At 67.2% G+C, this 14,173-nt stretch carries 12 protein-coding genes and 1 other RNA gene; 8 read left to right on the forward strand and 5 right to left on the reverse strand.

The window, feature by feature from the left end:
- Positions 1-28: 28 nt before the first annotated feature.
- Positions 29-235, reverse strand: coding sequence for a hypothetical protein (locus PMI14_RS34785; RefSeq protein WP_007852558.1), 207 nt, complete (start codon positions 233-235; stop codon positions 29-31).
- Between the two features lie 315 nt (positions 236-550).
- Here PMI14_RS34785 and PMI14_RS08135 point away from each other — a divergent pair, with 315 nt between their 5' ends.
- The 5 genes from PMI14_RS08135 to PMI14_RS08155 are packed head-to-tail and all read left to right on the forward strand — an operon-like array spanning position 551 to position 6,035.
- Positions 551-1,327: a DUF3348 family protein gene (locus PMI14_RS08135; RefSeq protein WP_035202842.1), complete on the forward strand. Its 777-nt coding sequence runs from the start codon at positions 551-553 to the stop codon at positions 1,325-1,327.
- Positions 1,324-4,260: a DUF802 domain-containing protein gene (locus tag PMI14_RS08140; protein ID WP_007852562.1), complete on the forward strand. Its 2,937-nt coding sequence runs from the start codon at positions 1,324-1,326 to the stop codon at positions 4,258-4,260. The genes PMI14_RS08135 and PMI14_RS08140 overlap by 4 nt, the downstream gene beginning before the upstream one ends.
- Positions 4,257-4,913 carry an OmpA family protein gene (locus tag PMI14_RS08145; protein ID WP_007852565.1) on the forward strand — a complete coding sequence of 219 codons (657 nt, stop codon included), beginning with the start codon at positions 4,257-4,259 and terminating at the stop codon, positions 4,911-4,913. The genes PMI14_RS08140 and PMI14_RS08145 overlap by 4 nt, the downstream gene beginning before the upstream one ends.
- Entirely contained in the window at positions 4,910-5,515 is a 606-nt protein-coding gene (locus tag PMI14_RS08150) for a DUF2894 domain-containing protein (protein ID WP_007852568.1), read from the forward strand. The genes PMI14_RS08145 and PMI14_RS08150 overlap by 4 nt, the downstream gene beginning before the upstream one ends.
- A gap of 31 nt (positions 5,516-5,546) precedes the next feature.
- Positions 5,547-6,035, forward strand: coding sequence for a DUF2127 domain-containing protein (locus PMI14_RS08155; protein ID WP_108016595.1), 489 nt, complete (start codon positions 5,547-5,549; stop codon positions 6,033-6,035).
- Between the two features lie 86 nt (positions 6,036-6,121).
- Here the strand turns inward: PMI14_RS08155 and ssrA are convergent.
- From ssrA to ompA, 4 genes are all read right to left on the reverse strand, one after another.
- Positions 6,122-6,508, reverse strand: a transfer-messenger RNA (tmRNA) gene (gene ssrA, locus PMI14_RS34120).
- A 12-nt stretch (positions 6,509-6,520) separates the two neighbouring features.
- Positions 6,521-7,210 carry a phosphoglycolate phosphatase gene (gene gph, locus PMI14_RS08160; RefSeq protein WP_007852573.1) on the reverse strand — a complete coding sequence of 230 codons (690 nt, stop codon included), beginning with the start codon at positions 7,208-7,210 and terminating at the stop codon, positions 6,521-6,523.
- A gap of 23 nt (positions 7,211-7,233) precedes the next feature.
- Positions 7,234-7,962: a bifunctional 2-polyprenyl-6-hydroxyphenol methylase/3-demethylubiquinol 3-O-methyltransferase UbiG gene (gene ubiG, locus PMI14_RS08165; protein ID WP_007852579.1), complete on the reverse strand. Its 729-nt coding sequence runs from the start codon at positions 7,960-7,962 to the stop codon at positions 7,234-7,236.
- 208 nt (positions 7,963-8,170) lie between these two features.
- Entirely contained in the window at positions 8,171-8,818 is a 648-nt protein-coding gene (ompA, locus tag PMI14_RS35845) for an outer membrane protein OmpA (RefSeq protein ID WP_035202845.1), read from the reverse strand.
- 222 nt (positions 8,819-9,040) lie between these two features.
- Between ompA and gyrA the strand changes: the two genes are divergently transcribed.
- From gyrA to pheA, 3 genes are all read left to right on the forward strand, one after another.
- Positions 9,041-11,704, forward strand: a complete 2,664-nt coding sequence (gene gyrA, locus PMI14_RS08175; protein WP_007852581.1) for a DNA gyrase subunit A — start codon at positions 9,041-9,043, stop codon at positions 11,702-11,704.
- A gap of 143 nt (positions 11,705-11,847) precedes the next feature.
- Positions 11,848-12,957, forward strand: coding sequence for a 3-phosphoserine/phosphohydroxythreonine transaminase (serC, locus tag PMI14_RS08180; protein ID WP_007852583.1), 1,110 nt, complete (start codon positions 11,848-11,850; stop codon positions 12,955-12,957).
- Positions 12,958-13,012: 55 nt separating this feature from the next.
- Positions 13,013-14,110 (forward strand): prephenate dehydratase, encoded by a 1,098-nt coding sequence (gene pheA / locus PMI14_RS08185; protein ID WP_007852588.1) that lies wholly within the window; start codon positions 13,013-13,015, stop codon positions 14,108-14,110.
- Positions 14,111-14,173 lie beyond the last annotated feature (63 nt).

The raw sequence follows: 14,173 nt of genomic DNA on the forward strand, positions 1-14,173 counted from the left end.
GGCGCGGCCACCCAGCCCTCTTCCGGCGCTAGACCGCTGGAGAAAAAACAGCGGGCGCGTCCTGCATGCCCTGGCGCCAGGTCTTCACGTCGGCAAACTCGCGTGTGCAGCCCGTGCACAGGAGCCGCTCGGTGGCGCGCAGCACGCCCTGGGTGTCGCGTGCCACTACGCGGCGGTAGCTGGTCGCTCCGCAGAAGCCACAGGAATTCGCGGGGGAGTATTTTTGGGATTGCATTACTGATTGCTTATACAGCAGTGGCCTGCCACACCCCTTGGCAAGGGCAATGGCCTTCTTCGGCGACGCGATGCTTGCGCGACGTTTGACAAAAAATAGCGACAGAAGATGCCATCTTGCTGCGGCTTTTCGATGTATTGCCTCCAGGACCGCTTTTCCGGCCCGCATTTCATGTAACAGCTGCAACGCCGGGGCCCCGCTTTTCGGGATCCTGGCCCATATGAACGAAAATACGCGGTTTTGCCCACGGGGACCCGTTTCCCGGATGCCTGCCTCCCATGAGGGCTGCAGGCGAAGTGAATGGCTACCCCCGGGATGTATCTGCACCAACGAATCGATAGCTCACGCCTCGTCGTCCTGCTCGCGCAATGGACGCGGGCAGAGCGTGCCCCGGCACAGCAGGACGTGGCGGAACAGCTGGGCCAGTGGCTGAGTGTGGTGGATGCAGTCGAGCTCAATGGCTCGCTACGGTCGATCGAGGCCCATATGGCCCCGTCCGCCGCGGGAGACGAGTCGGCCATCGATGCGCAGGCCCTGGAGGACCTGCTACACAAGACCAAGGCCGACCTGACGCGACTGGCAACAGCCCCTGCCCGGTCGGCCCGGCCGCTGCGCGAGCGTGCCGACAACACCCCCGTCGAGCAGCCCGACCCGCAGGTCCAGGCCGATTTCGCAGCCCATGGGCCGCGCTATGCGGAGCAGCAAAAGCAGCTGGACGCCCGCCTGGGCGCCCTGCGCACCCAGGTGCGCGCCGCCCTGCTCAAAGGCCCAGCGCCCCTGCGGCAACTGGCGGCGCTGGACGGGGTGATGGAGCAGATGCTGGGCGTGCGCGAGCAGCGCCTGTGGGCATCGCTGCCCGGCCACCTGGAGCGGCGCTTCGTGCAGTTGCGCAAGGCGCACCAGGCCCGGGTGCAGGCCTCGGGCCAGGCCGACGACCCGCTGCGCTGGCGCCAGGCCGGCGGCTGGCTTGCCGGTTTCGAGCAGGACCTGCAGGCCCTGCTGCTGGCCGAGATGCAGGTGCGCATGCAACCGATCATGGGGCTGCTGGAGGCAGCCCGCAACGAGAACAGAAGAACAGGTAATCAGGAATGAACAAGAGTGTGATGGCCGGCGTGTTTGCAGCCGGCCTGGCGGTCGCCGGTTGGGTGGCCTGGGGTTTCGTGGGCACCAGCCCACTGGCGCTGGCCATGACGGCCGTGATCGCGGCGGTCTACCTGCTGGGCGCCTACGAGCTGCAGCAGTTCCGCTCGGCCACCGGCGCCCTGGCCCGCGCGCTGGCCGATGTCCCGGTCGAGCCGCAGGCGGACCTCGCCGCTTGGCTGGAGCGCCTGCCCCCGGCCCTGCGCCACCCCGTGCGCCAGCGCATCGAGGGCGAGCGCGTGGCGCTGCCCGGCCCGGCCCTGGCACCCTACCTGGTGGGCCTGCTGGTCATGCTGGGCATGCTGGGCACCTTCCTCGGGATGGTGGTCACCTTCCAGGGCGCGGTGTTCGCGCTGGAAGCCTCGTCCAACCTCGACGCCATCCGCGCGGCGCTGGCCGCGCCCATCAAGGGTTTGGGCCTGGCGTTCGGCACCTCGGTGGCCGGCGTGGCCACCTCGGCCATGCTGGGCCTGATGTCCGCCCTGGCCCGGCGCGAGCGCCTGCAGGTGCTGCGCCTGCTCGACACCCGCATCGCCACCCTGCTGCGCCCCTTCTCGGCGGCGCACAAGCGCGATGGGATGTTTGCCGCCCTGCAGACCCAGGCCCAGGCCATGCCGCTGATTGCCGAGCGCCTGCAGAACCTGATGGAAGGCCTGGAGCGCCGCCACGGGCAGCTCAACGAGCAACTGGTCAGCCACCAGCAGGGCTTTCACCGCGAAGCCGCGACCGCCTACACCGCGCTGGCCAGCACCGTGGGCGCATCGCTGCAGGACAGCCTGGCCGCCAGCGCCCGCCAGGCCGGGGACAGCATCCGCCCGGTGGTCGAACAGGCCATGGCCGCTCTGGCGCAGGAGGCCGAGCGCTCGCACCTGCGCCTGCGCGAGGCCACCGATGCGCAGCTGCAGGCCCTGTCCGCCCAATGGGAGGGCACGGCCCGCCAGGTGGCCGCCACCTGGACCGACGCACTGCACAGCCAGCGCGAGACCCAGGGCCACCTGGTCACACAGCTCGACGGCGCGCTGCAGACCGTGGCGCAAGGCTTCGAGCAGCGCACGGGTGCGCTGCTGGGCTCGCTCAGGGAAACCGTGGACCACTCCCACGCCGCCCAGGCCGCGGCCGACCAGCAACGGCTGGAAGGCTGGAACCGCTCCATGGAGGGCACGGCCAGCGCCCTCACCGCCGAATGGCAGCGCGCAGGCGAGCGGACCGCAGCACAGCAACGCGAGGTGGGCCTGGCACTGGCCGGTGCTGCCGCACAACTCGACCAGACGCTGCAAGCCGCCAGCCAGGCTTTCGACCAGCGCGCGGGCAGCCTGCTCGCCTCGCTGCAGGACACGGTCGCCCAGTCCCATGCGTCCCAGGCCCAGGCCGACCAGCAGCGGCTTGAAGGCTGGAACCGCTCCATGGAAGGCATGGCCGGCACGCTGGCTGACGAATGGCAACGCGCCGGCGCCCAGACGGCAGAGCAGCAACGTGCCGCAGGCCAGGCCCTGGAAGGCGCCGCCACGCAGCTCGAGCGCGCACTGCAGGCCGCCACGCAGTCCTTCGAGCAGCGCGCCAGCGCCCTGCTGGCATCGCTGCAGGACACCGTGGCGCAGTCGCATGCGGCACAGGTACAGACCGACCAGCAGCGCCTCGAAGGCTGGAACCGCTCCATGGAAGGCATGGCCGGCACTCTGGTTGCCGAATGGCAGCGCGCAGGCACGCATACGGTGGAGCAGCAGCGCGCCGTGGGCCAGGCCCTGGAGGGCGCCGCCACGCAACTCGACCGCGCACTGCAGGCGGCCACGCAGTCCTTCGAGCAACGCGCCAGCGCCCTGCTGGCCTCGCTGCAGGACACCGTGGCGCAATCGCACACGGCCCAGGTGCAGGCCGACCAGCAGCGCCTGGAGACCTGGAGCCGCTCCATGGAGGGCATGGCCGGCGCCGTCACGGCCGAGCTGCAGCGCGCAGGCGCCCAGGCCGCCGAACAGCAGCAAGGCCTGTACCGCACGCTGGAAGGCACGGCGACCCAACTCACCGAACGCATGTCCGGTCAGGTGGAGCAGACCCTGGGCAGCAGCGCCCGCCTGATGGAGCAGTCCGATGCGCTGCTGCGCACGCGCGTCGAGGCCGAAGCCCGCTGGGAAGAGGCCCAGGGCGAGCGCATGGACAGCCTCACCGCCGTGTGGCGCACCGAGCTCGCAGCCCTGCGCGATGACGAGGCCGCGCGCGGCCAGGCAGCCGTGGAGCGGCTCGATGCGCTGCAGGCCGCCGTGGCCGGACACCTGGCCACGCTGGGCTCGGCGCTCGAGGCGCCCCTCACGCGCCTGCTGCAGACGGCATCCGACGTGCCGCAGGCCGCGGCCGAGGTGATCACCCAGCTGCGCCAGGAGATGACTCGCTTGGGCGAGCGCGACAACCTCGCGCTGGAAGAACGCACGGCCATGATGGAGCAGCTCGCCACGCTGCTGCATTCCGTCAATGAGGCCGCCGTGCAGCAGCGCGCCGCCATCGAATCGCTGGTCGGTTCGGCCGCCCAGGTGCTCGAGCAGGCGGGCCAGCAGTTCAGTGAGGCCCTGGGCACGCAAGCCGGCAAGGTGGACGAGGTGGCCGTGCACGTGGCGGCCAGCGCCGTGGAACTGGCCAGCCTGGGTGAGTCGTTCAGCCACGGCGTGGGCTTGTTCACCGCCAGCAACGACAAGCTGCTGCAGGGCCTGCAGGGCATCGAAAGCGCCATCGGCCAGTCCCTGGGCCGCAGCGACGAGCAACTGGCCTACTACGTGGCCCAGGCGCGCGAGGTGATCGACCTGAGCATCTCCTCGCAGCAGGGCATCGTCGAAGACCTGCGCCGCCTGCACGGGCAGGCTGCGGCCACCGCATCGGCCCAGGGAGTGGCCGCATGACGGGGATGGGTTTTGACGACACCCTGGACGACGCCACCGAGCAGACTGCCCCGGTCTGGGCCGTGTTCGGCGACCTGATGGCCGGCCTGCTGGGCGCCTTCGTGCTGATCCTGGTGGGCGTGCTGGTGGTGCAGATCGACCTGGTGAGCAGCCTCAAGCAGGAGGTGGAAAAACGCCAGGCGGAAGAGCAGCGCCGCATGGCGCTGGAAAAGGCCCTGGCCATCCCCCTGGCCAGCGGCCGCGTGACGGTGAGCAACGGCCGCATCGGCATCAGCGGCAGCGTGCTGTTCGCCACGGGATCGGCCGAGCTGCGGCCCGAGGGGCGCCAGTTGCTGACCACCCTGGTGCAGCCCCTGCTGGTGTACCTGCGCGAGCGCGACGAGATGCTGATGGTCAGCGGCTTCACCGACAACACCTTGCTGCGCAGCGGCGGCAGCCAGCGCTTTGCCGACAACCTGGAACTATCGGCCCAGCGCGCGCTGACCGTGACCCGTGCACTGGCCGAAGAAGGCATGCCTTCGTCCCAGGTGTTTGCCGCAGCCTTCGGCGCCGAGCAGCCCGTGGCCGACAACGCCGACGAAAAGGGCCGCGCGCAGAACCGCCGCGTGGAAATGGCCCCGGTGCCCAGGGCATCCAAGCCCAAACCGCCATGAGCGAGCCCACGCTGGAGTCCTTGAAGGCGGATGGCAGCGACGGCCATGATCCCGCGCGTTTCCAGTACCTGGAGGCTCTGGCGCGGCGCATGCAGGCACAACCGCTCGCCGTGCAGGCCTTGCTGCAGCAGCGGCTGCAGGCCGCCGTGGTCGACTACGCCGCGCGGGCCGGTGCTGCCACCCCATCGCCAGCACCGCCCTTGCGCGCCACCTGTGCAACGGACTCGCCTCTGGCCCTGCTCAACCGCAATCTGGCTGCACGCGCGCAGGCCGAGGCCGACCACGTGCGTACCAGCGAAAGCACCAGCACATCGGAAATGAAGAGCGTGCGCCAGTTCAGCGAGGTCTGGTCCAAGATCTCCGCCGACCAGCAGGTCACGCAGGCACTGCACAAGGCGCCCGAAAACGCAGGCCCCCTCAACTCGCACAAGCTCATGCTGCGCTCGCTGGGCCTCATGCGCGGGCTCTCGCCAGACTACATGCGCAGGTTCATGGCGCAGATGGATTCACTGCTTTGGCTGGAGCAGACGAATGCCGATCTGGCGCGCCCGGCGCCCAGGGCGCCACGCCCGAACCGCACCAGGCGGCAGATCGAGCGATAGGCAAGCACCCACTGCGGCTACCATGCCAGGCATGCACCCGCCAACGCCTGGGGACGTCCCGCCACCTCATCGCCAGGCACTGCGCGCCATTGCCGCCTTCGAGGCCCTCAAGGGATTTGCAGCCCTGGCGGCCAGCCTGGGCTTCGTGGGGCTGCTGCCCCACGACCTGCACCACATCGTGGCCTCGTTGATCGGGCATATCGGCCTCGCGCCAGGCGACCGCTATCCGGCCATGGTTCTCACCGACATCGATCACCTGATGGGCACCAATCTCAAGCCCTTGCTGCTTGCCGCCGCAGCCTATGTGCTGGTGCGCTTCGCCGAGGCCTACGGACTGTGGCAGGACCGGTGGTGGGGCGAATGGCTGGGCGCGCTGTCCGGAGCGCTGTACATCCCGTTCGAGCTATGGCACTTCGCGCACCGGCCGAGCGTGGCATCGGCTGCTGTGGCGCTGGCCAACATGGCCATCGTGGGATTCCTCGGGCAGCAGCTGTGGCGGCGCCGGCGTCAAAGTCCATGAATGCGCACCACGGTGCGCAATCCTGCAGGCATTGGCCAAGAAAAAAGGCGCTCATCCGGTCAGGATGAGCGCCTTTGGTCGTTAGGTGGTGGAGCTGGCGGGAATTGAACCCGCGTCCGCAAGCCTTCACCAGGCAGATCTACATGTTTAGCGGTCTGATTTGGATCTCGCCGCCTGTGTCGCGCAGTCGCACGCTACACCGGCCGCCAGCACCCTTGAATCTCGCCCCAACCCAAGGTACCCGGATTGGAGCCAGCCCATGTAATTATCCTTGCAGCCGGGAGGCGCTGATTGCTCAGAACCCCCTTGCCCAGCCCATCGGCCAACTGTTGCAAGGCTCACTGGCAATTAAGCAGCGAGTGCGAAACGTTCGTCGTTTGCAGTTAGTTTGTTAAATCGAGATTTACGAGCGTGAATCAAGCTCGACATGCACCACACTGACTCCGAACCCACGTCGAAACCAGGACAGCCCCAGACTTCCTATTTTAGGCCTGTCCCAGCAGTTGCAAGAGCTCAAAGGGAGATTTAATTGCAGCGTGCGCTCCCCAGGCATGCGGGGCCTGGGCCGAGCCCAGGTAGCCGTAGGTGGCGGCCACGGTGCCCATGCCGGCGGCCAGGCCGGCCACGATATCGCGCTCGTCGTCACCCACGTAGATGCACTGGCTGGCGTCGATTTTCAAGCGCGCAGCCGCCTCCAGCAGCGGCGCCGGGTGCGGCTTGGCATGCGGCGTGGTGTCGCCGCTGACCACAGCGCCCGCGCTGGCGAACAGCGGCATGGCGCGCGTGAGCGGGTCGGTGAAGCGCATGGCCTTGTTGGTCACCACACCCCAGGCCAGGCCCCGGGCCTGCAGCGCCTCGACCAGTGCCGGCACGCCCTCGAACACCTCGGTGAGCACCGTCATGCGCGCTTCGTAGTTGGCAAAGAACTCCTCGCGCAAGGCGGCGAACTCCGCGTCCTCGGGCTTGAGGCCGAAGGCCTCGCCCAGCATGCCGCGCGCACCGGCGCCGGCCATGGGGCGGTAGCGCGCCAAAGGCAGGGACTCCATACCCCGGTCGGTGCGCATCTTGTCGGCGGCAGCGGCCAGATCAGGAGCGCTGTCGATCAGGGTCCCGTCCAGGTCGAACAGGACGGCGCGGATGTTGTGGAATACAGGATTCAGGGCGGGTGTCGTCACGGAAACGGATCTCTCAGGTCAAATCAGGCCGCGCGCTGCGTTGCGAACATGTAGTTCACGCTGGTGTCGTTGCTCAGCCAATAGCGCTTGGTCAGCGGGTTGTATTCCAGCCCCCGGGTCTGCAGCACATCGAGACCCGCGCTGCGGCAGTGCGATGCCAGCTCGCTCGGGCGGATCATCTTGGCGTATTCGTGCGTGCCGCGCGGCAGCATGTTGAGCACGTACTCCGCCCCCACGATGGCCAGCATGAAGGCCTTGGCATTGCGGTGGATGGTGGAGAAGAACACCCAGCCGCCGGGCTTGACGAGTTCGGAGCAGGCCTTGACGACGGAGGCCGGGTCGGGTACGTGCTCGAGCATCTCCATGCAGGTCACCACATCGAAGCTGGCGGGCTGCTCGGCTGCAAGCGCCTCCACGCTGATCTCGCGGTACTGCACCCCTTTGGTGCCGGCCTCGAGCGCATGCAACTGCGCCACGCGCAGCGCCTTGGTGGCCAGGTCGATGCCGGTCACGTCGGCCCCCTTGCGCGCCATGGAATCGGCCAGGATGCCACCGCCGCAGCCCACGTCGAGCACCCGCTTGCCGCCCAGGCCGCTCAGGGCGTGGATCCAGTCCAGCCGCAGCGGGTTGATCTGGTGCAGCGGGCGGAACTCGCTGTCCCGATCCCACCAGCGGTGGGCCAGCGCGGAAAACTTGGCCAGCTCGGCCGGGTCGGCGTTGACAGGGGGGATGGTGGTCGTTTCTTCGCTCATGGTGTGCATTGTCAACGATGCTGCATGCCCATCAGAAAGCCGCACCCCTGGCAGTCCGTCCCAGGGAATGCTTTTGCTGCCATATATATAGGGGCATGCACGGGTTGCACGCGGGGCACGGCAATTTGTAACAGTACAGAATCCGGAAAGGTCTGGACGAAAAAAAGCCCCGTTGCCGGGGCTTTCTCGGTGCGAACCAATCGAGAGATTAGTTAGCGCGGGTGCCAACCACTTCGATTTCCACGCGGCGGTTCTTGGCGCGGCCTTCAGCGGTCTTGTTGTCAGCCACTGGTTGCTTTTCGCCCTTGCCTTCGGTGTACACGCGGTTCTTTTCGATGCCCTTGGACACCAGGTAAGCCTTGACGGCTTCGGAACGGCGGACCGACAGCTTCTGGTTGTAAGCATCGGAACCCACGGAGTCGGTGTGACCCACGGCGATGATGACTTCCAGGTTGATGCCCTTGACCTTGGAGACCAGGTCGTCCAGCTTGGCCTTGCCTTCTGCCTTCAGCACCGACTTGTCGAAGTCGAAGAATGCGTCGGCAGCGTAGGTCACCTTGCTGGCCATCACTGGCTGCTGAGGTGGAGGAGGAGTGGTAGTGGTGGGAGGCGTCGTTGGAGCCGTAGGCGTTGGAGCAACAGCAGTGGGAGCGGCTGGAGCCACGATAGCGCCATCGCAGCCTGGAGCGGCAGTAGCCGGCGTCCAGTTGGCATTGCGCCAGCAGTATTCGTTGGTGCCGTTCTTCCAGACCAGTTGGCCAGAAGCATCTCTCCAGTTGTCAACGGTTTGGGCGCCAGCGGCGGTTGCGAGCGCTGCAGAGGCAAACAACATCGCCACTTTGTTCAGTTTCTTCATGGTTCTCCTCTTGGGGAAAAAGCCGCAGCCGCGCTGCGAATCAGGACGCTTGAGGTGACCATCACCCAAAGCGTTCAAACGATTGTGCCATACGTAACAGGGCAAAAGCGCCCGCACCGCATTGGGGCCCGTAGGACAAAACCGTAATTGCGGCGATATGTTGCGAGAGCGCGACACGCTTTCCCCTCTAAAATGATTCTCCTTCGCCGTCACCGCCGCCCTATGACCCAGTTTGCCAAAGAAACCCTGCCCATCAGCCTCGAAGAGGAGATGCGGCGCAGTTACCTCGACTACGCGATGAGCGTGATCGTGGGCCGGGCGCTGCCCGACGCGCGCGATGGCTTGAAGCCCGTGCACCGGCGCGTGCTGTTCGCCATGCACGAGCTCAACAACGACTGGAACCGGCCCTACAAGAAGTCCGCGCGTATCGTCGGCGACGTGATCGGCAAGTACCACCCGCATGGCGATTCGGCGGTGTACGACACCATCGTACGCATGGCGCAGGACTTCTCCTTGCGCCACATGCTGGTGGACGGCCAGGGCAATTTCGGATCGGTGGATGGTGACAACGCGGCCGCAATGCGGTACACGGAAATCCGCCTGGCGAAGATCGCGCACGAAATGCTCGGCGACATCGACAAGGAAACCGTCGACTTCGGCCCCAACTACGACGGCAGCGAAAAAGAGCCACTGGTCCTGCCCAGCAAGCTGCCCAACCTGCTGGTCAACGGCTCGGCCGGCATCGCGGTGGGCATGGCCACCAACATCCCGCCGCACAACCTCAACGAAGTGGTCGATGGCTGCCTGCACATGCTGCGCAACCCCGATGCCACGGTCGACGAGCTGATGGAGATCATCCCCGCGCCCGACTTCCCCACGGCCGGCATCATCTACGGCATCAATGGCGTGAAGGACGGCTACCGCACGGGCCGCGGCAAGGTTGTGATGCGCGCCAAGTGCCACTTCGAGGACATCGACCGCGGCCAGCGCCAGGCCATCATCGTCGACGAGCTGCCCTACCAGGTCAACAAGAAGACGCTGCAGGAGCGCATGGCCGAGCTGGTGCACGAAAAGAAGATCGAGGGCATCAGCCACATCCAGGACGAGTCCGACAAGTCGGGCATGCGCCTGGTGATCGAGCTCAAGCGCGGTGAAGTGCCCGAGGTGGTGCTCAACAACCTGTACAAGCAGACGCAGTTGCAGGACACCTTCGGCATGAACATGGTGGCGCTGATCGACGGCCAGCCCCGCCTGTGCAACCTGCGCGACCTGATCAGCGTCTTTCTGCAGCACCGCCGCGAAGTGGTCACGCGCCGCACGGTGTTCGAGCTGCGCAAGGCACGCGACCGCGGCCACGTGCTCGAAGGCCTGGCCGTGGCCCTGGCCAACATCGACGACTTCATCGCCATCATCCGCAACGCCCCCACCCCGCCGGTGGCCAAGGCCGAGCTGATGGCCCGCCCCTGGGACAGCAAGCTGGTGCGCGAGATGCTCACCCGCACGCGCGCCGATGGCGGCGTGGTCAGCGCCGACGACTACCGCCCCGACGGCCTGGAAAAGGAATTCGGCATGGGCCAGGACGGCCTGTACCGCCTGTCGGAAACGCAGGCCCAGGAAATCCTGCAGATGCGCCTGCAACGCCTCACGGGCCTGGAGCAGGACAAGATCGTCGCCGAGTACAAGGAAGTCATGTCGGTCATCGAAGACCTGCTGGACATCCTGGCCAAGCCCGAGCGCGTCTCCACCATCATTGGCGAAGAACTCACCTCCATCAAGACCGAGTTCGGCCAGAGCAAGCTGGGCGCACGCCGCAGCATCGTCGAGTACAGCGCGCAGGATCTGTCCACCGAGGACCTGATCACCCCCACCGACATGGTGGTGACGCTCAGCCACACCGGCTACATCAAGAGCCAGCCGCTGTCCGAATACCGCTCGCAAAAGCGCGGCGGACGCGGCAAGCAGGCCACGGCGACCAAGGAAGACGACTGGATCGACCAGCTCTTCATCGCCAACACGCACGACTACATCCTGTGCTTCTCCAACCGCGGCCGGCTGTACTGGCTCAAGGTCTGGGAAGTGCCGGCAGGCTCGCGCGGCTCGCGCGGTCGCCCCATCGTCAACATGTTCCCGCTGCAGGAGGGCGAGAAGATCAACGTGGTGCTGGCGCTCACCGGCGACATGCGCACCTTCCCGGCCGACCGCTACGTGTTCATGGCAACCAGCATGGGCACCGTGAAGAAGACCGCGCTCGACGAGTTCAGCAACCCGCGCAAGGGCGGCATCATCGCCGTCAACCTCGATGACGGCGACTATCTGATCGGCGCCGCCCTGACCGACGGCCAGCACGACGTGATGCTGTTCAGCGATGGCGGCAAGGCCGTGCGCTTCGACGAGAACGACGTGCGCCCCCTGGGCCGCCAGGCCCGCGGCGTGCGCGGCATGACGCTGGAAGACGGCCAGAGCGTGATCGCCATGCTGGTGGCCGAGGACGAGACACAAAGCGTGCTCACCGCCACCGAGAACGGCTACGGCAAGCGCACCAGCATCGTCGAGTACACGCGCCACGGCCGCGGCACCAAGGGCATGATCGCCATCCAGCAGAGCGAGCGCAACGGCAAGGTCGTGGCCGCCACGCTGGTGCATGCCGATGACGAGATCATGCTCATCACCGACAAGGGCGTGCTGGTGCGCACCCGCGTTTCCGAGATCCGCGAGCTGGGCCGCGCCACGCAGGGCGTGACGCTGATCGCGCTGGACGAAGGCTCCAAGCTCAGCGGCCTGCAGCGCATCGTCGAGAACGATGCCAACGTGGTCGAGGGCGAAGGCGGCGCATCGGATCCCGGCAGCGATGCCGCACCGGACACCGACAGCCCCTCCGAGTCCTGACGGACTGCATGTGCGCGGCAGCACCCCGGGGCACACCGGGTGCTGCACGCCATGCGCCTTCGGGCAGCATGAAGCAATGCGGGCCAGCGCAGCGCAAGCCGCCAGCCCACCGAGACAGCCATCCATTTTCCGTTTTGCCTGACATGAACCGCCCCTACAACTTCTCCGCCGGTCCCGCCGCCATTCCCGCCGAAGTGCTGCAACAGGCCGCTTCCGAAATGCTGGACTGGCACGGCAGCGGCATGGGCGTGATGGAGATGAGCCACCGGGGCAAGGAATTCCTGTCCATCTACCAGCAGGCCGAGGCCGACCTGCGCACGCTGCTGGCCGTGCCCGCGAACTTCAAGATCCTGTTCATGCAGGGCGGCGGCCTGGCCGAGAACGCCATCGTGCCGCTGAACCTCTCGCGCGCCGCTGCGGTGGACTTCGTGGTCACCGGCAGCTGGAGCCAGAAGTCGCAAAAGGAGGCCCGCAAGTACGCCTCCGAGGTCAACATCGCCGCCAGCAGCCAGGACAGCGACTTCACCACCCTGCCCGCCCCTGCCACCTGGAACCTGAGCCGCGGCGCGAGCTACCTGCACATCTGCAGCAACGAGACCATCAACGGCACCGAATTCCACGAGCTGCCCGACCTCAAGGCGCTGGGCACGGATGCGCCGCTGGTCATCGACTTCTCGTCGCACGTGGCCTCGCGCAGCGTGGACTGGTCGCGCGTGGGCCTGGCCTTCGGCGGCGCGCAGAAGAACCTGGGCCCCGCCGGCCTGACGCTGGTGGTGGTGCGCGAAGACCTGCTGGGCCACGCCCTGCCCGCCTGCCCGAGCGCCTTCGACTACAAGACCGTGGCCGACAACGAATCCATGTACAACACCCCGCCCACCTGGGGCATCTACGTGGCAGGCCTGACCTTCCAGTGGCTGCTGCGCCAGCGCGAGGGCGAGCTCACCGGCGTGGCCGCGATGGAGCAGCGCAACATCGCCAAGGCACAGCTGCTCTACAACACCATCGACGCCTCGCAGCTGTACGTGAACAAGGTGGCGGCCAACTGCCGCTCGCGCATGAACATCCCCTTCTTCCTGCGCGACGAGTCGCGCAACGATGCCTTCCTGGCCGGCGCCCGCGAGCGCGGCCTGCTGCAGCTCAAGGGCCACAAGTCCGTGGGCGGCATGCGCGCCAGCATCTACAACGCCATGCCATTGGCCGGTGTACAGGCGCTGGTGGACTACATGCGAGAATTTGAACAAAAGCGCGCCTGAGTCCCCCTTCCCAGCCCCCCTCCCGCCGGACGCCCGCCAGAAAAGTTGCCCTTTCATGACCCAACCGCAAGCCTCCCCTGATCTCGCCAGCCTGCGCGTGCAGATCGACTCCATCGACCAGCAACTGCTCACGCTGCTCAACCAGAGGGCCCTCGTGGCCGAACAGGTCGGCGAGGTCAAGAAGCGCGAGGGCACGCCGTTCTTCCGGCCCGACCGCGTGGCCCAGGTCATCGACAAGATCCAGACCGCCAACCCCGGCCCGCTCAAGGATCCGCATGTGGCCGCCATCTGGCGCGAGATCATGTCGGCCTGCCTGGCGCTCGAATCGCCCCAGCGCGTGGCCGTGCTCGGCCCCGAGGGCACCTTCTGCGAGCAGGCAGCCATCGAGTTCTTCGGCGGCGCGGCCGACCTGATGTACTGCGCCAACTTCGACGAGGTGTTCCACGCCACGGCCGCCGGCAGCGCCCAGTACGGCGTGGTGGGCGTGGAGAACTCCACCGAGGGCGTGGTCACGCGCTCGCTCGACCTGTTCCTGCACACCCCCACCCATGTGGTGGGCGAGGTCAGCCTGCTGGTACGTCACAACCTGCTGCGCACCAGCAACTCGCTCGACGGCATCGAGGCCGTGCTGGCCCACCCCCAGGCCCTGGCCCAGTGCCAGGCCTGGCTGTCCAAACACCTGCCGCACGCCGAGCGCCGCCCGGTGTCGAGCAATGCCGAAGGCGCCCGCCTGGCCACCACCAACCCCGCCTGGGCCGCGCTGTCGAGCGAACGCGCCGCCACCCAGTTCGGCCTGCACATCGTCTCGCACGCCATCCAGGACGATGCCTACAACCGCACGCGCTTTGCCATCATCTGCCTGCCGCACACGCTGCAGACGCCGCCGCCTTCGGGCAAGGACTGCACCAGCCTGGTGGTCTCGGTGCCCAACCGCCCCGGCGCCGTGCACGACCTGCTGGTGCCGCTCAAGGCCCACGGCGTGTCCATGACGCGCTTCGAATCGCGCCCTGCACGCACCGGCCAGTGGGAGTACTATTTCTACATCGACCTGGACGGCCACCCCGCCCAGCCCCATGTGGCGCGCGCCCTCGAAGAGCTGCGCAGCCTGTGCGCCTTCTACAAGGTGCTGGGCACCTACCCGGTTGCGCCATGAGCCTTTGCATGCCCATGCGCCCCCCTGAAAGCCCGGCGATCGCTCCCCGTCGCCCCATGCCGG

This window comes from Acidovorax sp. CF316, from assembly GCF_000276605.1.
Classification (GTDB): Bacteria; Pseudomonadota; Gammaproteobacteria; order Burkholderiales; family Burkholderiaceae_C; genus Acidovorax.